The 22515-nt window shown below is 69.5% G+C and carries 16 protein-coding genes and 1 pseudogene; 10 read left to right on the forward strand and 7 right to left on the reverse strand.

Annotated features, from left to right (window positions below):
* Window positions 1-10: 10 nt before the first annotated feature.
* The gene (locus tag J7E87_RS04680; protein ID WP_215090178.1) at window positions 11-1219 is read right to left on the reverse strand and encodes a glycosyltransferase; all 1209 of its coding nucleotides are present in this window, start codon (window positions 1217-1219) and stop codon (window positions 11-13) included.
* 58 nt (window positions 1220-1277) lie between these two features.
* On the opposite strand from J7E87_RS04680, the gene J7E87_RS04685 reads away from it, so the two are divergent.
* Both J7E87_RS04685 and J7E87_RS04690 read left to right on the forward strand, forming a co-directional pair.
* Window positions 1278-2051 carry a glutamate racemase gene (locus tag J7E87_RS04685; RefSeq protein WP_215090179.1) on the forward strand — a complete coding sequence of 258 codons (774 nt, stop codon included), beginning with the start codon at window positions 1278-1280 and terminating at the stop codon, window positions 2049-2051.
* Window positions 2052-2167: 116 nt separating this feature from the next.
* A complete protein-coding gene (locus tag J7E87_RS04690; RefSeq protein ID WP_215090181.1) occupies window positions 2168-2728 on the forward strand; it encodes a hypothetical protein in 561 nt (186 codons plus the stop codon).
* A gap of 15 nt (window positions 2729-2743) precedes the next feature.
* Here the strand turns inward: J7E87_RS04690 and J7E87_RS04695 are convergent, their stop codons facing one another.
* Complete coding sequence (locus J7E87_RS04695) at window positions 2744-3823, reverse strand: O-antigen ligase (protein WP_215090183.1); 1080 nt, start codon at window positions 3821-3823, stop codon at window positions 2744-2746.
* Window positions 3824-4049: 226 nt separating this feature from the next.
* On the opposite strand from J7E87_RS04695, the gene lnt reads away from it, so the two are divergent.
* The 4 genes from lnt (at window position 4050) to J7E87_RS04715 (ending at window position 9164) form a co-directional block, all read left to right on the forward strand.
* On the forward strand, window positions 4050-5663 hold the full coding sequence (gene lnt / locus J7E87_RS04700) for an apolipoprotein N-acyltransferase (RefSeq protein WP_215090185.1): 1614 nt from the start codon (window positions 4050-4052) through the stop codon (window positions 5661-5663).
* Between the two features lie 77 nt (window positions 5664-5740).
* Window positions 5741-6223 (forward strand): NUDIX domain-containing protein, encoded by a 483-nt coding sequence (locus J7E87_RS04705; RefSeq protein ID WP_215090188.1) that lies wholly within the window; start codon window positions 5741-5743, stop codon window positions 6221-6223.
* Between the two features lie 55 nt (window positions 6224-6278).
* Window positions 6279-7103 (forward strand): 3-hydroxybutyrate dehydrogenase, encoded by an 825-nt coding sequence (locus J7E87_RS04710; protein WP_215090190.1) that lies wholly within the window; start codon window positions 6279-6281, stop codon window positions 7101-7103.
* A gap of 120 nt (window positions 7104-7223) precedes the next feature.
* Entirely contained in the window at window positions 7224-9164 is a 1941-nt protein-coding gene (locus tag J7E87_RS04715) for a GAF domain-containing protein (RefSeq protein WP_215090192.1), read from the forward strand.
* A gap of 84 nt (window positions 9165-9248) precedes the next feature.
* Here the strand turns inward: J7E87_RS04715 and J7E87_RS04720 are convergent, their stop codons facing one another.
* Together J7E87_RS04720 and J7E87_RS04725 are read right to left on the reverse strand one after the other, a co-directional pair.
* A complete protein-coding gene (locus J7E87_RS04720; RefSeq protein ID WP_215090193.1) occupies window positions 9249-10631 on the reverse strand; it encodes an MFS transporter in 1383 nt (460 codons plus the stop codon).
* A gap of 390 nt (window positions 10632-11021) precedes the next feature.
* Complete coding sequence (locus J7E87_RS04725; protein ID WP_215090194.1) at window positions 11022-11438, reverse strand: ATP-binding protein; 417 nt, start codon at window positions 11436-11438, stop codon at window positions 11022-11024.
* Window positions 11439-11611: 173 nt separating this feature from the next.
* Here J7E87_RS04725 and J7E87_RS04730 point away from each other — a divergent pair, with 173 nt between their 5' ends.
* Complete coding sequence (locus J7E87_RS04730; protein ID WP_215090195.1) at window positions 11612-12379, forward strand: IclR family transcriptional regulator; 768 nt, start codon at window positions 11612-11614, stop codon at window positions 12377-12379.
* Window positions 12380-12423: 44 nt separating this feature from the next.
* A complete protein-coding gene (glpK, locus tag J7E87_RS04735; RefSeq protein WP_215090196.1) occupies window positions 12424-13938 on the forward strand; it encodes a glycerol kinase GlpK in 1515 nt (504 codons plus the stop codon).
* A gap of 322 nt (window positions 13939-14260) precedes the next feature.
* Here the strand turns inward: glpK and J7E87_RS04740 are convergent, their stop codons facing one another.
* Window positions 14261-15760 (reverse strand): MFS transporter, encoded by a 1500-nt coding sequence (locus J7E87_RS04740; protein ID WP_308312854.1) that lies wholly within the window; start codon window positions 15758-15760, stop codon window positions 14261-14263.
* Between the two features lie 164 nt (window positions 15761-15924).
* Window positions 15925-16020 (reverse strand): annotated as a pseudogene (locus J7E87_RS34800) (transcriptional regulator); the annotation flags it as partial.
* A gap of 538 nt (window positions 16021-16558) precedes the next feature.
* Here J7E87_RS34800 and J7E87_RS04745 point away from each other — a divergent pair.
* Window positions 16559-20575, forward strand: a complete 4017-nt coding sequence (locus tag J7E87_RS04745; RefSeq protein WP_251016993.1) for a bifunctional nitrate reductase/sulfite reductase flavoprotein subunit alpha — start codon at window positions 16559-16561, stop codon at window positions 20573-20575.
* 96 nt (window positions 20576-20671) lie between these two features.
* Here the strand turns inward: J7E87_RS04745 and tnpA are convergent, their stop codons facing one another.
* Entirely contained in the window at window positions 20672-21100 is a 429-nt protein-coding gene (tnpA, locus tag J7E87_RS04750; protein ID WP_215090198.1) for an IS200/IS605 family transposase, read from the reverse strand.
* 23 nt (window positions 21101-21123) lie between these two features.
* On the opposite strand from tnpA, the gene J7E87_RS04755 reads away from it, so the two are divergent.
* The gene (locus tag J7E87_RS04755; RefSeq protein WP_215090199.1) at window positions 21124-22404 is read left to right on the forward strand and encodes an RNA-guided endonuclease TnpB family protein; all 1281 of its coding nucleotides are present in this window, start codon (window positions 21124-21126) and stop codon (window positions 22402-22404) included.
* Window positions 22405-22515 lie beyond the last annotated feature (111 nt).

The raw sequence follows: 22515 nt of genomic DNA on the forward strand, positions 1-22515 counted from the left end.
GTCGGGCAGGTCACCGGTCCGGCGCGGCCTCGGGACGGGCGTACGTACGCCCCTTCCAGGCCGCGCCGCGCCCGCGGTAGTGCTGCACCGCCGAATCGACGGTCATCAGCAGATAGAGCAGCGCGGTGAAGGGCAACAGGGGCGCGAGCAGCAGCGGCTGCCGGTAGTAGCGCAGCATCGGCAGATACGTCCCCGTCATCACGGCCCACGCGAGCCCCCCGGCCCAGCCGGCCGCCGCATCGTGCCCCCACACGCCGGCGCACAGCGTGACGGGCGGCGCGAGATACACCAGCGCGAGCCCCGCCACGGTCCCGGTCAGGAGCAGAGGACTGTGCAGCAGTTGGGCGTACGCGCTGCGCGACACCATCCGCCACAGGTTCGCCAGCCGCGGGTACGGCCGCACGCTGTCCACCCGGTCGGCCAGTCCCAGCCAGATCCGGCCGCCCGTGCGCTGCACGGCCCGCGCCAGCGACACATCGTCGATCACCGCCTGCCGGATCGACTCCGGAACGCCCGCCCGCTCGGCCGCTTCCGCGCGCAGCAGGACGCAGCCGCCCGCCGCGGCCGCCGTCCGCGCCCCCGTGCGGTTCACCCACCGGAAGGGGTAGAGCTGCGAGAAGAAGTAGACGAAGGCAGGCACGATCAGCCGCTCCCACCCGCTCGCGACGCGCAGCCGCGCCATCTGGGAGACGAGATCCAGCCCGTTCGTGCGGGCGGCGGCCACCAACTCGCGCAGACTGTCCGGCTCATGCGCGATATCGGCATCGGTGAGGAGCAGATACTCGGAACCGTCCGCCCGGGCCGACGCGATGCCGTGCCGGAGCGCCCAGAGCTTCCCGGTCCAGCCGGGCTCCGGCTCGCCGGGGGAGACCACGCGCAGCGGGAGGCCCCCATGACGCTCGGAGAGGGAACGGGCCAGTTCCCCCGTGCCGTCGGTACTGCCGTCGTCGACCAGCACGATCTCCGCGCGGCCGGGATAGACCTGCGCCAGCAGCGAGGGCAGGCTGACGGGCAGCACCTCGGCCTCGTCCCGCGCGGGGACGACAACGGCGACATCCGGCCAGTGATCGGGAGCCTCTCCAACGGCGACATCCGGCCACTGGTCCGGTGCCTCGCGCCGGGGCAGCCGCTGGTCCGTACGCCAGAAGAAGCCCTGCCCGAGCAGCAGCCACCCCCATGCGGCCAGCGATCCGACGGCGATCCAGGCAACGGCGCTCATTCGCCGCAGTCTGCCCCACCGCGCCAGTACCGCAAGGGCAGTCGACTATGGTGACCGGGTGAAGATCGCGCTCATGGACTCCGGAATCGGCCTGCTCCCGGCCGCCGCCACGATACGCCGGCTGCGGCCCGACGCGGATCTCGTCCTCTCCTGCGACCCCGACAGCATGCCTTGGGGCCCGCGTACGCCCGACGATATCGCCGCGCGAGCACTCGCCGTGGCCAGGGCGGCGGCCCTGCACAGCCCCGACGCCCTGATCGTCGCCTGCAACACCGCGTCGGTGCACGCCCTGCGCGCTCTGCGCGCCGAGCTGGAGCCCGGGATCCCGGTCATCGGCACGGTCCCCGCGATCAAGCCGGCCTCGGCCGGCGGCGGCCCCGTCGCGATCTGGGCCACTCCCGCCACCACGGGCAGCCCGTACCAGCGTGATCTCATCCGGGACTTCGCCGACTCGGTCGCCGTCACCGAGGTGCCCTGCCCCGGGCTCGCGGACGCCGTGCAGCTGGCTGACGAGAGCGCCATCGACGCGGCCGTGGCTGCCGCGGCCGCTCTCACCCCCAGTGATGTAAGGGCCGTTGTCCTGGGCTGCACCCATTACGAGCTGGTCGTCGACCGGATCCGTGCCGCTGTCGGAGACGCGGTGGTTCTGCACGAGTCGGCCGGGGCGGTCGCGGCGCAGGCACTGCGCCGTATAGGCGAGAAGCCGGCTCCCGACGCCGCGCCGAGCGGCCGGCTCACTGTGCTGCTCAACGGCCGCGAGTCCCCCCTGCCCGAGCAGGCGCTCAGCTATCTGGAAGGCATCCTGCTGCAGGCAGTGAGCCCCGCGCACTGATCGTGACAGTGCCAGCTCAGAGCGCATCCGGAAGCCCGCAAAAGGACTGCTCGTCAGCCCTGATCCACATGGCCGAGACCATGCCCTGCCGCGGGAATCTGAGTACTCTGCTTGCCATGAGGGACCACATCCGCGACTTGGGGCACCCCCCAGACCCCCCGCCCGCGATCTGGACCGGCCGCGCGACCAACCGCATTCAGTGGCTGCTCGCAGCAGTGGGTGCCGCCTGTATGGCGCTCGGCATCGAGCTGGCCGTCGACTACGCATGGACCTCGGACATCGTCCCCCTGCTGATGTCCGTCATCGGCTGCGTCGCGGCCGGCCTGATGATCCTCTACGGGACTCTCGCGTTCGTCCATGTGGCGGTCAAGGTCGACAGCGACGCCGTCGAGGTGCGCTGCGGCCACATCGGCCTGCCGCGTCGGCGGATCCCGCTCTCCCATGTGGTTCACGCGGAGTTCGTATCGAAGGTCACTCCATGTCAGTGGGGCGGCTGGGGTTACCGCTGGCGCCCGGAGAAGGGCACGGCCGTGGTCGTACGTCGCGGGGAGGGCCTCGTCGTCACGCTGGGCGACGGCAGGATCTTCACGGTGACCGTGGACGACGCGGAAGCGGCGGTGCGGGCGATCCGCGAACGCCTCCACCTGGCGGGAACGGCCAGGCACGCGGAGGCGTAGTGCCGCGCTGTACCGCTAAGTCGCGCGACTGTCCGCCGCCGTCCGGCGCGCCGCCTGCGTACCCGCCCCCACCTCGTCCTCGGCCGCTGCGCGTGCCGTCGCCAGGCCCGCGAGCAGCCCCGCGCCCGCCGTCACCGGGGCGAAGCTCAACGCATTGCCGACGCTCGCCAGCAGCGCCAGCGCCGTGAGCGCGGCGCCCGCGCTCACAACCACCGGCGTGGAGCGGGGTGAGCGCAACAGGCCGTACAGCATCCAGCCGAACGCCGCCCCCAGCAGCGCCACCCCCACCACACCCTGCTCGGCCGCCTGCTGCAGCCAGGCGGAGTGCGGCTTGCCGTCGGAACCGATCGACTGCTGCGCCGTGCTGCTCAGCTTGCCGAAGCGGTCGGGGCCCACACCCCGTATCGGATCCTCCTGGACGAGAGCGATGGCGTCCTGCCACAACGCCACCCGGTTCTGGGTCAGCTGGCCCTCCAGCGAGACGGTCAGCCCGTCCGGCAGGGCGTCTTCGGCCACGCCCCAGGACGTGGCGACGACCAGGCCCGCGACGAGGGCCAGCCCTCCGAGCGCCACCGTCCGCCGGCGCATCCGGACGGCCGCGAGCGAGCAGAGCAGCACGCCGAGCGCGGCAGCGAACCCGACCACGGATCCCAGTGCCGGCGCGGCGCAGGCGACGGCGAGCGCCAGCATCCGCAGCCCAAGGCGCAGCACGGGCGGACGGGCGGCAGCGGCGGCGCAGCAGGCAGCGCCCGCGGCGAGGACCAGCAAGGCGGCGGCCGCGCCCGTATGCCCGGCCTGGGTGGCCGCGCCGACGTTCGCGCCGGGGACTCCCTGCCGCGAGGCGATTGCCAGGCCGAGGGCCGCGAGCGCCGCGGCCGACGCAGCGGCAACGGGCAGGAGCGTGCCGCAGATACGGCCGCAGGCATACCCGGCGGCTACTGCGAACACCGCGAGCAGCGCACCCTCGGGCCGGGCCTCTCGCCCCGCCGCACTGATCAGCGACCAGACGGCGCACCCGCTCAGGACGACGACGCCTACGACATCGGTCGCGCCACCGCGCTCCCGCGCCGCGGACCGGCTGTCCGGTGCAGCCATCCCGTCGACCCCCCGACCTGTGACGGGCCCTGCCGCAGCAGCCGAACCGGGTCGGGTGGCAGGGACTGGCGCACACGGTAACGGCAGAGACGGGGGTTTGTGGATGGATCGCGCAGGAACGTTGCGGCAGCTGAGGTCCCTCAGTCCGGCTCCCGCCTCGGTCCGCACTGCCGACAGCGCGGACCGGACTGCCGGGAGCACCGCCGGCCGCCGTAGACTCCGCCAGGTGAGCGCCACCATCACCATCGTCGACACCCCTCAGCCCGCCACCGCCGGAGGCCGACCGTTGCTGCGCCGGTTCGTACGGCCGGGTGCCGCCGCGCTGTCCGGGGTGCTGCTCTTCCTGAGCTTCCCGCCGCGGCCCCTGTGGTGGCTGGCGCTGCCCGCCTTCGCCCTGCTCGGCTGGACGCTGTACGGACGACGGCCGCTGCCCGCCCTCGGTCTCGGCTACCTCACCGGCCTCGGCTTTCTGCTGCCGCTCCTCATCTGGACGGGCGAGGAGGTCGGCCCGGTGCCGTGGGTGGCACTGGCCGCAGTGGAAGCGATCTTCGTGGCGCTCGCCTGCCTGGGCATCGCCGCGGTCTCCCGGCTGCCGGTATGGCCGCTGTGGGCGGCCGCCGTGTGGATCGTGGGCGAGGCGGCCCGCGGCCGGGTGCCGTTCGGCGGCTTCCCCTGGGGCAAGATCGCCTTTGGTCAGGCGGACGGCGTCTTCCTGCCGCTCGCGGCGCTCGGCGGCACGCCGCTGCTCGGATTCGCCGTCGTACTGTGCGGATTCGGGCTGTACGAGACCGCCCGCCGGGTCCTCGCCCACCGGCGCACCGGCGAGCTGCCGCGCAGCGCCGCGGCCGCCGCGCTCCTCAGCGTGCTCGTCCCCGTCACCGCGGCACTTGCCGCCCTGCCGCTCGTCGACGACTCCGCCGAGGACGGCACCGCGACGGTCGCCGCAATCCAGGGCAATGTGCCGCGCCTGGGGCTCGACTTCAACTCCCAGCGCCGTGCGGTCCTGGACAACCACGCAGACCGTACCGAGCAGCTCGCCGCCGATGTGAAGGCGGGCAAGGTGGCCGAGCCGGACTTCGTGCTGTGGCCGGAGAACTCCTCGGACCTCGACCCGTACCGCAACCGAGACGCCTGGGTGGTCATCGACGACGCGGTGAGGGCGATCGGCGTGCCGACCGTCGTCGGAGCCGTGGTGACACCCGACACCGGCAAGCTCCGTAACACCCTGATCGAATGGGACCCCACGCGCGGCCCGGTCGACACCTACGACAAGCGCCATGTGCAGCCGTTCGGCGAGTACATCCCGATGCGTTCCTTGGTGCGGCTCATCAACTCGGATGTAGACCGGGTCCGCCGGGACTTCGGCCCCGGCCACAAGGTGGGCGTTTTCGATCTGGGAGGCACCAAGGTCGGCATGGTCACCTGCTTCGAGGCGGCGTTCGACGACGCGGCGAGGGACACCGTCACGCATGGTGCCCAGCTGATCTCCGTACCCAGCAACAACGCCACGTTCGGACGTAGCGAGATGACGTATCAGCAGCTGGCGATGTCGAGGGTGCGGGCCGTCGAACACGGGCGCTCGGTCGTCGTCCCCGTCACCAGCGGTGTCAGCGCGGTGATCATGCCGGACGGGAAGATCGTTCAGAAGACGAAGATGTTCACCCCGGACGCGCTGGTCGCCGAGGTGCCGCTGCGCTCGTCGCTGACTCCGGCGACGCGGCTCGGGACCTGGCCGGAGCGCTTCCTGGTGCTGGTCGGGGCGGGCGGTCTGGGCTGGGTGGTCGTTCGGGGCATGCGCGCTCGGCGGGAACTGCGGGTGGAGCGGTCGGAGGGGTCGTAGTAGCGGGTGCACCCGGTCGGCGTAGCGGGTGGAGCGGTCGGAGCCGGGCCCGGTCTGCGCCGGTTAGGGTCGACGGCATGGCAACCCCTGACTTCATCCGCGAGATCCGGGCCACCGCCGGGCATCAGCTTCTCCTCCTGCCTGGCGTCAGCGCGGTCGTTTTCGACGACGAGGGGCGGGTGCTGCTTGGCAGACGTGCCGACACCGGCACGTGGTCGATCATCGGCGGAATTCCGGAGCCCGGGGAGGAGCCGGCCGTAACGGCTGTCCGGGAGGTGTACGAGGAGACCGCGGTGCAGTGTGTCGCGGAGCGGGTCGTGCTTGTCCAGGCGCTGCGGAAGCCGGTCACCTACCCCAATGGCGACCAGTGCCAGTTCATGGACATCTGCATCCGTTGCCGGGCGGTGGGCGGACAGGCTCGCGTCAATGATGACGAGTCGCTCGAGGTGGGGTGGTTCTCCGCGGACGCGCTGCCGGAGCTGAAGGAATTCGCGCTCTTCCGGATCAAGCAGGCGCAGACCGAGGGACCGGCATGGTTTCAACCCACCATCGAGCAGTGAAGTGTGGGTGGTGACCACATCGGTGGGGGGTTGATCACTGCCTAGGGTGCGAAGCATGACCGCGCCCACCACACCAGGTCCCGCACCTCACTCCCGTCCTCATCATCCTCGTACGGTCGACCTCGACCTCGGCGGCCGTACGGCACTCGTCACCGGCGCGGCGGGCGGCATCGGCCGAGCCTGCGCGCTGCGGCTGGCGGCAGCCGGTGCGGTGGTCAGGGCCGTCGACCGGGACGCCGAAGGGCTTGAAGCTCTTGCCGCGGACTCCCCGGGGCTGGCCGGCGCCGTGGAGCCGCAGGTCCTGGACCTCACCGACCTTGATGCGGCGGAGGCGGCGGCTGCCGGGGCGGACATCCTGGTCAACAATGCGGGGCTGCAATTGGTCCGGCCCATCGAGGAGTTCCCGCCGGACGTCTTCCACACCGTGCTCACCGTGATGCTGGAAGCACCGTTCCGGCTGATCAGGGGCGCGCTGCCGCACATGTACGCCCAGGAGTGGGGCCGAATCGTCAATATCTCCTCGGTGCATGGGCTGCGAGCCTCTGCCTTCAAGTCCGCCTATGTGGCCGCCAAACACGGTCTGGAGGGGCTTTCGAAGACGGCGGCCCTGGAGGGCGCTCCACATGGGGTGACGTCCGTATGCGTCAATCCCGGCTATGTCCGCACACCACTGGTCGAGCGACAGATCGTCGATCAGGCCGCGGCCCATTCCGTGGCCGAGGAGCGCGTCCTCGCCGACGTACTGCTCAAGGACTCCGCGATCAAGCGGCTGGTCGAGCCGGAAGAGGTCGCCGAAGCCGTGCTGTACCTGTGCAGTCCGCAGGCATCCTTCATCACCGGCACCTCACTCGCGATCGACGGCGGCTGGACCGCCCACTAGGCATCCGGGGCCTCCCCGGACATCCCGCGGCCGCCGGCGAGGGGTGACGCGGTTATCCACAACGGCTTCGTCGTCCACAGGGCTGGTGCGACCACCCGTACGGCAGGTAATCCTGTGTCCATGTCCCACGATCAAGCCTCCTACCTGGAGCTCCTCGCACGCGGTGCCGCCGCCGAGGCGTACGACCGTCCCGTGCTGCTCGCCCGTGCCAGCGGCACGGCACCGGACGAGCTCGCCGCCATCGAGCACGCCAAGCAGCTCGCGCTGCGGGTGCGCGCCGAGCTGGAGGGGCGGCGACGGCGCGAGGCCGAGCTTTCCGCGCTCTTCGAGACCGCGCACGACCTGGCGGGTCTGCGCGACCTCGACGCCGTGCTGCGGGCGATCGTGCAGCGCGCACGATCGCTGCTCGGCACCGAGGTCGCGTATCTGAGTCTCAACGACCCGTCGGCGGGCGACACCTATATGCGGGTCACGGAAGGCTCGGTGTCGGCGCGCTTCCAGCAGTTGCGGCTCGGCATGGGGGAGGGGCTCGGCGGGCTCGTCGCCCAGACTGCCCGGCCGTATGTCACCGACAGCTATTTCGACGACGCCCGCTTCGAGCACACGCGAACAATAGACACGGCCGTCAGCGACGAGGGCCTGGTCGCGATCCTCGGGGTGCCGCTGATGCTTGGCAGTCAGGTGATCGGCGTGCTCTTCGCCGCCGACCGCCGCGAGAGAGTCTTCGAACGCGAACAGGTCGCGCTGCTGGGCTCGTTCGCCGCGCACGCGGCTGTCGCCATCGACACCGCGAACCTGCTGGCGGAGACCCGTTCTGCGCTCGCCGAGCTGGAGCGGGCCAATGAAATCATCCGGGACCACAGCGGCGTCATCGAGCGTGCCTCGGAGGTCCACGACCGGCTGACCGAGGTGGTGCTGCGCGGCGGAGGCGTTCACGATGTGGCCGCCGCCCTGTCCGAAGTCCTGGACGGCGCGGTGGAGTTCACCGACGACGACCTCGATGCGACCGGCGCCGACGGCCGTGCGATACGGCACGGAGACGACTGGGTGGCAGCGGTCTCGGCGGGCGGCGAGATGCTGGGCGCCCTGGTGCTCCGGGGCCGACGGGACCTCGATCCCGTCGACCGGCGCACGTTGGAGCGCGCCGCCATGGTCACCTCGCTGCTGCTGCTCGCCCGGCGCTCCGCCCACGACGCCGAACAGCGAGTACGGGGCGAGCTGCTCGACGACCTCCTGGATGCCGCCGACCGCGACCCCCGGCTGCTGCGTGAGCGGGCCGCGCGGCTTCGGGCCGACCTGGACGCCCCGCATGTGGTGCTCGCCGCCCGCATCGACGGCCCCGGCACGGACGCCGCGGACCGGGAGGCGGCACGCTGGGACACGACCGGCCGGGACACTGCGGGCCGGGACTCCGCTGCCGTCGAGCGGGAGACCGCGGACCGTCAGCGTCTGTGGTCCGCCGCCTCGCACCTGGCGGCGACCCGCTCGGGCCTGGCGGCTGCTCGCGACGGCGGCACCGTATTGCTGCTGCCGCTCGGCCCCGAGGACACCGCGTCCGACCTCGCCCGTCAGACCGCCAGACAACTGGGCGACACACTCAGGGAGTTGGTCACCGTTGGCGCGTCCGCGCCGGTTGCCGCGCCGGCCGGCGATCCGCGCCCGATAGCCGGCGCGTACGCACAGGCGCGTCGCTGCCTCGACGCTCTGCACCTGCTCGGCCGCTCCGGACAGGGCGCAGCCGCACAGGACTTGGGGTTCCTCGGCCTGCTGCTCGCCGACCCCGGCGACATCGACGGCTTCGTACAGCGCACGATGGGCGAGGTCGTCGAGTACGACCGACGGCGCGGCACCGACCTGGTGCGTACGCTCGACGCGTACTTCGCGAGCGGCATGAGCCCGGCCCGTACGAAGGACGACCTGCACGTCCATGTGAACACAGTGGCCCAGCGCCTGGAACGAATAAGCCGGCTGCTCGGCCCCGACTGGCAGTCACCGGCGAGGGCGCTGGAGATCCAGCTGGCACTGCGACTGCATGCGATGTCTGCGGCGGTCGCGCACTGAACGCGCCGCTGCGCGGACCCCGTTGGGACCCGCGCAGCGCCGTAAGCCCTGAGCCTGTCTGTTGCCTCTCTGCCTCTCTGTCTGTCAGGCGGTTCGCGCATCGGCCGGCTGAGCCGCGGCCGCGCCGTCCACCGGCTCGGCCTCGATCGCGGTCAGGTCCCGCTGTCGCGTCTCGCGCGCACAGCCGATGGCCACGACGGTGACCAGCGCGGCCGCGATGACGTACAGAGCGATCGGCGTCGACGAGTTGTAATCGGCGAGAAGCGCGGTGGCGATCAGCGGCGCCGGGGCGCCGGCCGCGACCGATGAGAACTGTGCACCGATGGAGGCCCCGGAGTAGCGCACACGCGTGGCGAACATCTCGGAGAAGAACGCCGCCTGGGGTGCGTACATCGCCCCGTGCAGCACGAGGCCCACAGTGACGGCGAGCAGCAGACTGCCGAAGTTGCCCCTGTCGATCAGCGCGAAGAACGGGAACATCCAGGCACCGACACCGATCGCGCCGATGAGATACACAGGCCTGCGCCCGATCCGGTCCGACAGCGCGCCCCATGCCGGGATGACCGCGAAGTGCACGGCCGAGGCAATGAGCACGGCATTGAGCGCGGTCTGCTTACTGAGCTCCACCGCGGTCGTCGCGTAGACGAGGATGAAAGCGGTGATGACGTAGTAACTGATGTTCTCCGCCATCCGCGCGCCCATCGCCACCAGCACATCGCGCCAGTGGTGCCGCAGCACGGCGACGAGCGGCATCTTCTCGACCTGCCCGGAGGCCGCCTTGCGCTCCTCGGCCTGTGCCAGGGCGGCCTTGAAGACCGGAGATTCGTCGACAGAGAGACGTATCCACAAGCCGACGATCACGAGCACACCCGAGAGGAGGAAGGGTATGCGCCAGCCCCATGAGATGAAGGCAGCGTCCGATAGCAACGCGGTGAGAGCGGAGAGCACGCCGGTGGCGAGCAGCTGTCCGGCGGGCGCCCCGGTCTGCGGCCAAGAGGCCCAGAACCCTCGCCGCTTGGCGTCCCCGTGCTCCGACACGAGCAACACGGCCCCGCCCCACTCACCGCCGAGCGCGAACCCCTGCACCAGCCGCAGCATGGTGAGCAGCACGGGCGCGGCGCTTCCGATGGTGGCGTGCGTCGGCAGCAGCCCGATGGCGAAGGTCGCCCCACCCATCAGCAGCAGACTCAGCACCAGCAGCTTCTTGCGGCCGAGCCGGTCGCCGTAGTGCCCGAAGACCAGTGCCCCGATAGGGCGGGCGGCGAAGCCGACGGCGTAGGTGAGGAAGGAGAGCAGAGTTCCGACGAGCGGGTCGGAGCCGGGGAAGAACAGCTTGTTGAAGACCAGCGCGGCGGCTGAGCCGTAGAGGAAGAAGTCGTACCACTCGATGGTGGTCCCGATGAGGCTCGCGGCGACAATGCGCTTGAGTGAACTGGGAGCTGGTGGAGCGGTGGCAGAGGCGGCCATGGGTACCACTTCCGGGCGGGGGACGAGGACGGTTCGTGTCGCCACACCGTAGGAAGATGCAGGTCAGGGGCACATGTGGTGGGACACCACAGTTCTTGCTGCGGGAGTGCGCGCGACCACCATGAGAGCGATGTCGGACCCGGTGGGGAGGCATGCTGGGCGACCCGACGCCCCGGAGCGCCACATCACTGACGAACGAACATTGACTGTTCGCTTCGCTGCTCAGGTAGGGCGGCCATTGGCGTCGACCGCAAGAGTCTTGTCCTCGGCACCTGCCCGGAGAACACCGTCGACTGCCACACAGACAGCGAAGACACGGTCGTGGCCGGGGTCGTTCCCAGCGGCCGGTTTCCGGGAGTCCGGGCTGCCCGGGCTGTCGGGGCTGTCTTCCTACGCTGCGAAGAGATCAGCCCAGTGGGTGATTCCACCGGTGTGGACGTGTATGCCGCAGCGGGCCGACAGGGCGGTGATTATGGCGATTCCCCGGCCGTGCTCGTCCGGGTCAGCCGACTGCCTGGCTGGGAGGGCGCGGCCCGTGTCGGTGACTTCGACGCGCAGGGCTCTGCGTTCGTCGACGCGGACCCACGACAACCGCAGCGTCGCCGGTGGCAGGGCGTGGACGAGCGCATTGGTCAGCAGCTCCGAGGCCACCAAGACCGCATCCATGGTGACGTCCGGGGGAAGGCCCCACTCGGCGAGCACCGCGCGGACACGTCCGCGTACGACCGAGACGGCCCGCGGGGAATGCGGCACGGGAGAGACATGATCGACTGCCTCGTGGGCCACGGTGTTGAGCTGAGCTGCCATCTGCCCTCCTCGGCGAGCGCTGCCGGCGGGATGCCGACCTCAATGCACGTTAGGGAGCGATATGAGGCCGGTCAATAAACAGCGGTCGGCATTACCGAACGGGAGACCTGGATCCGGAAAAATCATCGTATTAGACGCACCAAGACCGGTAAGGACGGACCTAGAATCGCCTTATGGCCGGCCCAGTCCAGTCCATCGAACGGGCGGCGGCAATCCTGCGCCTGCTCGCCGGCGGCCCTCGTCGGCTCGGACTGGGTGAGGTGGCCGCGTCGCTCGGGCTCGCGAAGGGCACCGCCCACGGCATTCTGCGCACCCTGCAGCACGTGGATTTCGTGGAGCAGGACGCGGCGACGGGAAAGTATCAGCTCGGGGCGGCGCTGCTCCACCTCGGCACCAGTTACCTCGACGTCAACGAGCTGCGGTCGCGCTCCATCAACTGGGCCGACGCCCTGGCCGGCCGCAGCGGGGAGGCGGTCCGTCTGGGCACGCCCCTGGAGGGCAGGGTGCTCATCATCCACCATGTCTTCCGGCCCGACGACACACTCCAGACCCTGGACGTGGGCTCTCTGCTGCCGCTGCATGCCTCCTCGCTCGGCAAGGTCTTGCTGGCCTTCGGGACCGCGACGGTGGAGTCGGCGCTCGAGGTCGGGCTGGAGGCGTACACCCGGCACACCCTGGTAGTCCGGGAGGATCTCAACCCGGCGCTCGCCGAGATCCGGGAGCAGGGGTGGGCCGCCGAGGTCCAGGAAATGAGTATGGGTGACGCCGGCATCGCGGCGCCCATCCGGGGCCACGGAGGCCTCGTGGTGGGCGCCATCGGCGTGTCCGGCCCGGTCGAGCGGATCTGTGATTCCAAGGGACGGCCTCAGCCGGCCCTGATCACCCTGCTCCGTGAGGCCGCACGGGCGATCTCCAGAAACCTGGGGGCGGCCCGCTGGTAGGTCGCGCCACCGCATCCTCGACGCATCGGAAGGCGGCCCGGATCATGGTTGAACGGTATGTGATGTCCATCGACCAGGGCACCACCTCCACACGATGCATTCTGTTCGACCACCGTGGGCGGTTGGCCGCGGTCGCCCAGCGCGAGCACCAGCAGCATTTCCCCAGACCGGGCTGGGTCGAGCACGATGCCGTCGAGATCTGGCGCAACCTGGGGCGGGTCGTGCCCGAGGCCCTCGCCGGCGTCGGCGTCGGCCGCGACGAGATCACCGCCATGGGGATCGCCAACCAGCGCGAGACGGCAGTGCTCTGGGACCGGCGAACGGGTATGCCGCTCGGCAAGGCGATCGTCTGGCAGGACACCCGCACCGCTGCGCTCGTCGACGACCTCAGAAACCACCCCGGCGACGACTTCTTCCTCGAACGCTGCTGCCTGCCCCCCTCGACGTATTTCTCCGCGCCACGGATCCGCTGGTTGTTCGACCATGTCGAAGGGCTGGAACGGCGTGCCCGGGACGGTGAGGTGCTGTTCGGCACGATAGAGACCTGGCTGATCTGGAATCTCACCGGCGGCACGGCCGGCGGCCTGCACATCACCGACGTCACCAACGCCAGTCGCACCATGCTGATGAACATCCGCACGCTCGACTGGGACGAGGCGCTGCTGGAGTTCTTCGGGGTTCCCCGCGTCATGCTGCCCGAGATCCGGCCCTCGTCGCAGCGCTACGGCGAGGCCCGCTCGGTCCTCCCGGGCGTCCCCATCACGGCCGCCCTCGGCGACCAGCAGGCAGCGCTCTTCGGACAGACCTGCTTCGCCCCGGGCGAGGCGAAGTGCACGTACGGGACCGGCAGCTTCCTGCTGCAGAACACTGGCACTGACGTCGTACGGTCCAGGAACGGGCTCCTGACCACCGTCGCGTACAAGATCGCCGACCAACCGGCGGCCTACGCGCTGGAAGGCCCGATCGCCGTCACGGGCTCGCTGGTCCAGTGGTTCCGTGACCGTCTGGGACTGATCAGCAGCGCCCCGGAGATCGAGACCCTCGCGCGCACCGTCGAGGACAACGGCGGCTGCTACATCGTTCCTGCGTTCTCCGGTCTGTTCGCGCCTCACTGGCGCAGCGACGCCCGCGGGGTCATCGTCGGCCTCACCTCGTACATCACCAAGGGGCACCTGGCCCGAGCCGTGCTGGAAGCCACCGGCTGGCAGACGCGGGAGGTCGTCGACGCCATGAATGCTGACTCCTCGCTCGCCCTGAAGGAGCTCAAGGTCGACGGCGGCATGACATCCGACAACCTGCTCATGCAGTTCCTGGCCGATGTCCTCGACGTGCCCGTGGTACGCCCCCTGGTCGCCGAGACCGTCTCGCTGGGCGCCGCCTACGCCGCAGGGCTGGCCGCCGGCTACTGGCCGGATCTGGAAGTCCTGCGCCGCAACTGGCACCGGGCGGCCCAATGGCTGCCGGACATGGACCCCGCGCAGCGCGAATCGGAATACGACAACTGGCAGCGGGCCGTCGAGCGATCGCTGGGGTGGATCAAACCGCCGAACCGCCCATGATGCGCAAACCATTACGCATTGTGACCGAGGTTCTGTCGTGCAGCGACCCCGTTCCCATGGCTCGCGCGGAGCACTGCCGGTGCCGGTGCCGACGTGGAACCGGTGCTGGTTCAGTGCTGGCCCACTTACCACGATGGCGTAGAAAGCGCAGGCCAACTCTCCAAACGGATGAGTTGTCGTACCACTCGATGGTGGTCCCGATGAGGGTCGCGGCGACAATGCGCTTGAGAGCTGGGGTTGGGGAGCCTCACCCATTTCAAGATCCCACAGCCGTGAACCCCGTCACGAACCTCAGGGGACAGAACATCTGGTCCGACCAGTCTCAGCTTTGGGTGGCGTGGCAGTGACTGTGGTCGACTTCGGGTGGGCGCGGGGCCGGTGTTGCGCCGCGGTCGGTACGCCACTCGATCAGTGCGATGCCCAACGCCGTGCAGATGGCGGCGATGCCGACGCCGACGGACGCTGCCACGGCCTGCCGGTAGTCGTCCCCGCTTGAGGCCAGTACCAGGTAGTACGTGCCGGGCAGTGCGGCCGTCCCCACCGCCCCGCCCAGGCGCTGTCCGGTCTGCAGCGCGCCGCCTGCGGCGCCCGCCATCCGTACTGGAACCTCCCGCAGCGTCATCGTCACATTCGGGGAGATGACGAAGCCACTGCCGATACCGCCCAGGAGGAGGGCGGGGGCGGCGGCCCAGACGGCGACTGATGACGGGGCGAACCAAAGCAGCAGGGCCGCTGCGGCGAGGCCGACAACGACGCCGACCAGGCCGAGCACGGTCAGCAGCCTGCCCATCCGCTCCACAAGCCGTCCGGCTACGAAGGCCGCTCCCGCGGAGCCCACCGCGAACGGTGTCACAGCCAGTCCGGACTGCAGCGGTGAATAGCCCAGGCCGTTTTGGAAGAACAGTGCGAACACGATCCACACACCGCTGAATCCCATGAAGTAGAGCGTTGCCAGGCCGGCACCGGTGGCGTAGCCGCGGGTTTCAGTGAGCAACCTTGGTTGCAGCAGCGGTTCGCCGCCGTGGGCTGCGACTCGGCGCTCCCACCACCCGAAGCCGGCCAGCAGCAGTGCCCCTACGGGGAAGAGCCACCACAGACGGCGCACGCCGTCGGAGTCGGCCAGGACCAACGGCAGCATGACCGCCAGGACACCGCAGCCAAGCAGGGCAACGCCCGACAGATCGAGGTGTCCCTTCTTGCCCGGGGCGACGCGAGGCAGCAGTCGATAGCCGAGCACGAGTGCCACGGCACCAATGGGAACATTGACGAAGAAGATCCAGCGCCAGCCCTGGGGACCGGTGGTCAAGGCGAGGATGAGGCCTCCGGTGATCGGACCGACCGCACTGGAGATGCCGACGATGGCGCCGAACAAGCCGAAGGCACGAGCACGCTCGGCTCCGGCGAACATCTGCTGGATCAGCGCGGAATTCTGAGGAGCAAGGCAGCCGGCGGCGATTCCTTGCGCCATGCGGGCGATGACGAGCAGGGTGATCGTCGGTGCCGCCCCCGCGGCGATGCTGCACAAGACAAAGGCCGCGAGTGCTCCGAGGAAGATCCGACGGCGGCCGATCGCGTCGCCAAGGCGTCCGGCCAGCACCAGCGCAAGGGCGAACGTCAGCGCATACCCGGATACCACCCATTGCACTGAGGCCGGGGAGGCGCCGAGAGCCCTTTGCATCGAGGGCAGCGCGACCGCGACGATCGTCACATCGAGCAGGATCATGAAGCCCGCCACCAGGGTGACCCACAATGCACGCCAGCGGCTCGGATCCGGCCGGCCTGCTGACGTCGCCGTGCCTGGTTGTCGCCTACTCGGTTCCACAGGGGGCTCCTTTCGACGGAGGCACGGCCCAGTGTCCGAGCACACGACAGGCCGGACATCGCGTGAATACGTACTTCGAAGCTCTGCGGTGCGACGAATTCGACTCGAGTCGAGTCGCCATTTTATGCGACATAAGCCCAGCCGCCGGGCTGCGCTGCGGGAAGCTAGCGAGGTGCCGCGAGGACGTCCCGGAGTACGTCCTCCAGCGTGACGCGGGCGAGTTCGCGTCCCAGGGTCTCCTCGATGCCCTCGTAGATGCCCTGCCGGGCGCGCTTGCTGCCTCCTCAGGGAATGCCGTCATGAAGGCGTCGACGGCGGCGCTGTCGGCCTCCAGGTGGAATTGCAGGCCCCATGCGCTGCCGCTCACCCGTACCTGGACGGGTGAGCGGTCGCACGAGGCGAGCAGCGCCGCCCGGTCCGGGAGGTCCACGGTGTCGCCGTGCCAGTGCAGCACCAGAGCTGTTCGGGCAGGTCTGCGAACAAGGGGTCCGCGTCCGCCGACGGGGAGAGGCGGATCAGATGCATCCCACATGGCGTGAATGCCCCCACATGCGAAAGAGGTCAGTGTTTCGCCTGGACCATGCGTGATTCTGCTCGATCTCACGGTGCTGGTCCAGCGCGTGTGTGACGGGCGTTACCGTCCATGATCGGCCGGGGTCACATCGACGTAATGGGCGTTTCGTACTGTCGGGGGCACGATCCGATCCACAGAGAGGCCTCCCGGTGACCACACAGGAGTCGCGGACCGGTAGCGCCGAGGTTCGGACGGTCTGCTCGTACTGCGGTGTGGGCTGCGGGATGGTCCTCGACATCGCGTCCGGCCCCGACGGCCGCCGCAAGGTCCTCAAGGCATCGGGCGACAAGGCACACCCGGCCAACTTCGGCCGGCTGTGCACCAAGGGCGCGACAACGGCCGACATGCTCGCTGCCCCCGGCCGGCTGACCTCCGCACTCGTGCGCACCGAGCGCGGGGCCGAGCCCGTACCCGTTGATGTAGACGAGGCGATCACCAGCACGGCGCAGAGGCTGCGGACCATCATCGACGAGCATGGGCCCGACGCCTTCGCGTTCTACGTGTCCGGGCAGATGAGCCTGGAGGCCCAATACTTGGCGAACAAGCTGGCCAAGGGCTTCGTCCGCACCAACCAGATCGAGTCCAACTCCCGGCTGTGCATGGCGAGCGCGGGCAGCGGCTACAAGCTCTCCCTCGGCGCCGACGGCCCGCCCGGTTCCTATCAGGACTTCGAACATGCGGATGTCTTCTTCGTCATCGGCTCCAACATGGCGGACTGCCACCCGATCCTCTTCCTACGGCTGATGGAGCGGGTGAAGGCGGGGGCCAAGCTGATCGTCGTCGACCCGCGGCGCAGCGCCACCGCCGACAAGGCGGATCTCTTCCTGCAGATCAAGCCGGGGACCGACCTGGCTCTGCTCAACGGCCTGCTGCACCTCCTGTACGAGAACGGTCACACGGACGCCGACTTCATAACGGAGCGCACCGTCGGCTGGGAGGCGATGCCGGAGTTCCTGGCCGACTACCCGCCTGCGACCGTCGCCGAGATCACCGGAATCCCGGAGGCTGACATACGCCGGGCGGCGGAGTGGATCGGCGAAGCCGGGGAGTGGATGAGCTGCTGGACCATGGGGCTCAACCAGTCCACCCATGGCACCTGGAATTCCAACGCCCTGATCAATCTGCACCTGGCGACCGGCGCGATATGCCGCCCGGGCAGCGGCCCGTTCTCGCTCACCGGCCAGCCCAACGCCATGGGCGGCCGCGAGATGGGCTACATGGGCCCCGGACTGCCCGGACAGCGGTCGGTGCTGGTTGACGAGGACCGCGCCTTCGTCGAGGAGCTGTGGGACATCGAGCCCGGCACCGTACGCAAGGACGGATCCGGCAAGGGCACCGTCGAGATGTTCCAGCGCATGGCCGAGGGCGAGATCAAGGCATGCTGGATCATCTGCACCAACCCCGTCGCCTCGGTCGCCAACCGCAAGACCGTCATCGAAGCGCTGGAGACGGCCGAACTCGTCATCACCCAGGATGTGTTCGCCGACACCGAGACCAACGCCTACGCCGACGTCGTACTCCCCGGTGCCCTGTGGACCGAGACCGAGGGCGTACTGATCAACAGCGAGCGCAATCTCACCCTCGCTCAGCCGGCCGTGGACCCGCCGGTACAGGCGCTCGCGGACTGGCGGATCATCGCGCGTATCGCCTGCGAGATGGGATACGAGCACGCCTTCTCCTACGACAGCGCCGAGGAGATCTTCGAGGAGATCAAGCGCGCCGCGAACCCGAAGACCGGCTACGACCTGCGCGGTGTGACGTACGAGCGGCTGCGCGCCACGCCCGTGCAGTGGCCCGCCGCGTCGCTCGACGGCCCGGACCGCAACCCGATCCGCTATCTGGCCGAGGACGGCGGTCCGGTATTCCCGACGGCGAGCGGACGGGCCGTCTTCTTCGCCCGTCCGCACATTCCGGCTGCCGAAATGCCTGACGACGACTACCCGTTCGTCCTCAACACCGGGCGGCTCCAGCATCAATGGCACACCCTCACCAAGACCGGAAAGGTCGCCAAACTCAACAAGCTCAACCCGACGCCGTTCGTGGAGCTCCACCCCGAGGATGCCGAACGGCTGGGGATCGTGGAGGACGACTCCGTAGAGATCGCGTCCCGGCGCGGCCGGGCAGTGCTGCCGGCCGTGGTGACGGACCGGGTACGGCCAGGGTGCTGCTTCGCGCCGTTCCACTGGAACGACCTGTTCGGGGAGTACCTGAGTGTCAATGCGGTGACCAGCGACGCCGTCGACCCGATCTCCTTCCAGCCCGAGTTCAAGGTGTGCGCCGTGATGCTGGCGAAGGTCGCCGCACCGGCAGCCCTGACTTCGGCGCCCCCTGACATCCCTGCCGCGGAGCCGACGGTGATCGTGCCGAGGGCCGTCCAGCCCGGCGCGGCCTCGGTCTTCGGGTTGAAGAGCACGCCACCCCCCGTGCTCGCCGAGCACGAACGTCAGTACCTGGTCGGCTTCCTGGCCGGACTGGAATCAGGCGCGCCCGGCGTTCCCGTGCTGCCGGCCGGTGCGCCGTTCAGCAAGGAGCACGCGCGGTGGGTGAACGGTGTGCTCGCCGGCATGTACTCGCGTGCCCCGCAGACCGAAGAGGAATCGACGAAGACGCAAGCCACTTCTCAGGGCCGGGAGGTGGTCGTGCTGTGGGCCTCGCAGACGGGCAATGCCGAGGAGTTCGCGGCGGCCACCGCCGACCGACTCACCGCAACTGGACACCGTGCTGCGCTCATCGGCATGGACGACGTGGACCCCCGATCCCTCCCTCCCGCCGCCGACCTGCTGTTGATCACCAGCACCTTCGGCGACGGCGACGCACCTGACAATGGATCCGGGTTCTGGGACGCCCTGACCGCTGCCGACACACCGCGCATGGACGGCAGGCGGTACGCGGTCCTGGCCTTCGGGGACTCCTCGTACGACGACTTCTGCGGCCATGGACGTCGCCTGGACCAGCGTCTGGACGAGCTGGGGGCCGTACGCCTGGCCCCGCGCACCGACTGCGAGCCCGACTACGAGCCCTCTGCCCACGCATGGCTCGACCACGTCCTCAGCAACTTCACCGCACAACCGAGGCCTGCCCCGGCCCCTGCCCCGGCTGCCGCTCCTGTCCGCAGCGCCAAGCCGGCCCCCGCCGCCGCCCGGCTCACCGGCAACCGGCTCCTCAGCCTCCCCGGCGCGGGCAAGGAGGTCCGCCGGTTCACCTTCGACACCCGAGAAAGCGAAACCCCGCTCGCCTACGAGGCCGGTGACGCTCTCGGCGTGCACCCCGTCAACTGCCCCGATCTCGTGACCGAATGGCTGGCCGCCACCGGTCTTGACCCCGCCGCCGCTGTCGACGTCGCCGGCATCGGCGAGATCCCCCTGACCGACGCCTTGCGTCGGCACCTGGACATCACCAAGCTCACCCCCGCCCTGCTGGGCTTCATCACCGAGCGCACCGGCGACCGCGAGGTGAAGAAGCTGCTGCGCTCCGACAACAAGGGCGAGCTCGCCCGGTGGTCCTGGGGCCGTCAGGCCGTCGACGTCGTCGCCGAGCACCCCGTGCGCGCCACACCGCAGGAGTGGGCCGGTGTCCTCAAGCGCCTGCAGCCCCGCCTGTACTCGATATCGTCCAGCCCGCTCACCGACCCCCACCAGGTGTCACTGACGGTCTCCGTCGTCCGGTACGAGAACCTGAACGGCCGCCCCCGCAAGGGTGTGTGCTCGCCGTTCCTCGCCGATGCCGCGGCTGACACGCCGGTGTCGGTCTTCGTCCAGCGCTCCCCGCACTTCCGGCCGCCGGCGGACGCCGACACCCCGATGGTGATGGTCGGCCCCGGGACCGGAGTGGCTCCCTTCATCGGCTTCCTCGGGGAACGCCGAGCCCGTGGCCACCGAGCCCCCAGCTGGCTCTTCTTCGGCGAACAGCACCGCGCCACGGATTTCTACTACGAGGACGAGCTGACCGCCTTCCTCGCCGACGGCACCCTCACCCGCCTCGACACCGCTTTCTCCCGCGACCAGCGCGCCAAGATCTACGTCCAGGACCGGATGCGCGAACACGGTCCCCAGCTCTGGTCCTGGCTCCAGGACGGCGCACACTTCTACGTCTGCGGCGATGCCGCGCGGATGGCCAAGGACGTCGACCAGGCGCTGCGCGACATCGCCGTCACCCACGGCGGTCTCGACCAGGACGCGGCGGCTCTGTACGTCAAGCAACTCGCCGCCGACAAGCGGTATGTCCGCGACGTCTACCTCTGATCTTGGCCAGTGCTCCGCCCTTCAGGGCGGGGGTGGAGGCCATCCTTGGCCCGGAGGCGCGGAGCGCCGGAGTGCTCTTCGTCTCCGGGGTGACGGTCAGACGGGACGCTGCTGGTTTTCGATGTACTGCTTGACGACGGTCAGGGGTGCCCCGCCGCATGATCCTGCGAAGTAGGAGCCGGACCAGAAGTGTCCGCCCCACAGGTACCGGCGGACATGCGTGGTGTACTCCTGGCGGAGCCTGCGGGAGCTGACACTCTTGAGGGAATTGACCAGCTTGGAGAGCTGGACCTTGGGAGGGTAGTGCACGAACAGGTGGACGTGGTCCTGTTCCCCGTTGAACTGTTTCAGCTCGGCCTCGAAGTCGGCGCAGACCTCCCGCATGATCTCCTCGGTGCGGGTCAGCATGGCGTCGGTGAACGCCTTCCGTCGGTACTTCGTAACAAAAACCAAGTGAACATGCAGGTTGTAGACAACGTGACGTCCGGTGCGGACATCGGGATGAGGGTTCCAGCGTGGTGACATAAACCAACGTTAGGGTCTCGATTGTGAGTCAAAGCACCCTGATCAAGCGGCAGTTCGGGCATCGTGCCCGGCTTTCACTCTCGCCTGCCGAGGTGTTGAAGGCTGATGGCCAGGCGCACGCGGCCCGCACCATGTGGAACCTGCTGCACGCCTGGTGGCAGATGATGCCGAGGGAAAGGCGGACTCTCGCGAACGCGGACGCCGCGATCCGGCAGGCCCGCGAGGACATCGACTTCCTGGCCGTCCTCCCCGCCCAGGCCGCGCAAGCGGTACTCAAGACGTACTTCCGGGCGTGGAAGAACTGCTGGGAGGGCCGCGCCGACGCCCCGAACTTCAAGGGCCGGTTCCGCTCGGTGATGTCCGTGGACGTCCCGCAGGGCCGCGACCTGAACATCACCCGCGTGCACCGACGCTGGGGCGTGGCCAACATTCCCAAGGTGGGCCGGGTCCGCTTCCGGTGGACCAAGGACCTTCCGGTCGGCAAGCGTGCCAACGCTGAGAACCGGATCACCGGGGCACGACTGATCAAGGACGCGCTCGGCTGGCACATCGCCTTCCGTGTTCAGGCCTTGGAGGTCAAGCCCGATCCCCATCAGGGGCCGGACGTCGGCATCGACGTGGGCGTCACCCTGCCGATCGCCCTCTCGGACGGCGAAACGTACGAGCACGGCGAATGGCTGACGGAGAAGGAGAAGGCCAGGCTTCTGCGCCTGGAGCAGCGTGCCGCGCAGCGTAAGCAGCACCGCAAGCCCGGCGAGCGCACCAGCCGCAGGCTGCACCGCACCTACGACCAGATCGCAGGACTCCGCGCGAAAGCCAAGCGGCGGGCCCTGGACTGGCAGCACCGCACGACCACCGTCATCGCCCGCACATACGGCACCGTCGTGGTCGAAGCACTCACCATCACGAACATGGTCAAATCGGCCAGGGGGACCATCGAGGAGCCGGGGAGGAACGTCGCCCAGAAGTCTGGGCTGAACCGCTCCATCAGCGGGGAGGCATGGGGCCGGACGGTCACCATGCTGACGTACAAGACCGCCCAGCTCGGCGGCACCCTGCACAAGGTCCCCGCCCCCGGCACCTCCAGGCGCTGCTCAGCATGCGGCTTCACCACGCCCGGCAGCCGGGAGAGCCAGGCCGTGTTCGTGTGCAAGAACCCGGACTGCGGCTGGTCGGGCAACGCCGACCACAACGCAGCCCGGAACGTCTTGCACCTGTACCGGATGGGCCTCGCGCTCATCCCGGCTGCCGGGAGGGCAGTCGTCAGGCGCGCGAAGCGCGTCAAGCCCGCTGCCGCAAGGTAAGCAGGAATCTCCCGGCCTCAGCCGGGAGAGCACTTCAATGATCCGCGTTGGTCGAGTAGGAGTGGGCTGGATACTCCAGCTTACGCAGCAATACGGTTCGATCCCCCTGCC

It is taken from the genome of Streptomyces sp. ISL-1 (assembly GCF_018614585.1).
GTDB lineage: Bacteria > Actinomycetota > Actinomycetes > Streptomycetales > Streptomycetaceae > Streptomyces > Streptomyces maoxianensis.

What these genes read in the sequence shown, in the direction of transcription:
- J7E87_RS04680 (WP_215090178.1), bottom strand. Translation starts at nt 1,219, where the DNA reads ATGAGCGCCGTTGCCTGGATCGCCGTCGGATCGCTGGCCGCATGGGGG.
- J7E87_RS04690 (WP_215090181.1), top strand. Translation starts at nt 2,168, where the DNA reads ATGAGGGACCACATCCGCGACTTGGGGCACCCCCCAGACCCCCCGCCC.
- J7E87_RS04695 (WP_215090183.1), bottom strand. Translation starts at nt 3,823, where the DNA reads ATGGCTGCACCGGACAGCCGGTCCGCGGCGCGGGAGCGCGGTGGCGCG.
- J7E87_RS04705 (WP_215090188.1), top strand. Translation starts at nt 5,741, where the DNA reads ATGGCAACCCCTGACTTCATCCGCGAGATCCGGGCCACCGCCGGGCAT.
- J7E87_RS04710 (WP_215090190.1), top strand. Translation starts at nt 6,279, where the DNA reads ATGACCGCGCCCACCACACCAGGTCCCGCACCTCACTCCCGTCCTCAT.
- J7E87_RS04715 (WP_215090192.1), top strand. Translation starts at nt 7,224, where the DNA reads ATGTCCCACGATCAAGCCTCCTACCTGGAGCTCCTCGCACGCGGTGCC.
- J7E87_RS04720 (WP_215090193.1), bottom strand. Translation starts at nt 10,631, where the DNA reads ATGGCCGCCTCTGCCACCGCTCCACCAGCTCCCAGTTCACTCAAGCGC.
- J7E87_RS04725 (WP_215090194.1), bottom strand. Translation starts at nt 11,438, where the DNA reads ATGGCAGCTCAGCTCAACACCGTGGCCCACGAGGCAGTCGATCATGTC.
- J7E87_RS04730 (WP_215090195.1), top strand. Translation starts at nt 11,612, where the DNA reads ATGGCCGGCCCAGTCCAGTCCATCGAACGGGCGGCGGCAATCCTGCGC.
- glpK (WP_215090196.1), top strand. Translation starts at nt 12,424, where the DNA reads ATGGTTGAACGGTATGTGATGTCCATCGACCAGGGCACCACCTCCACA.
- J7E87_RS04745 (WP_251016993.1), top strand. Translation starts at nt 16,559, where the DNA reads ATGGTCCTCGACATCGCGTCCGGCCCCGACGGCCGCCGCAAGGTCCTC.
- tnpA (WP_215090198.1), bottom strand. Translation starts at nt 21,100, where the DNA reads ATGTCACCACGCTGGAACCCTCATCCCGATGTCCGCACCGGACGTCAC.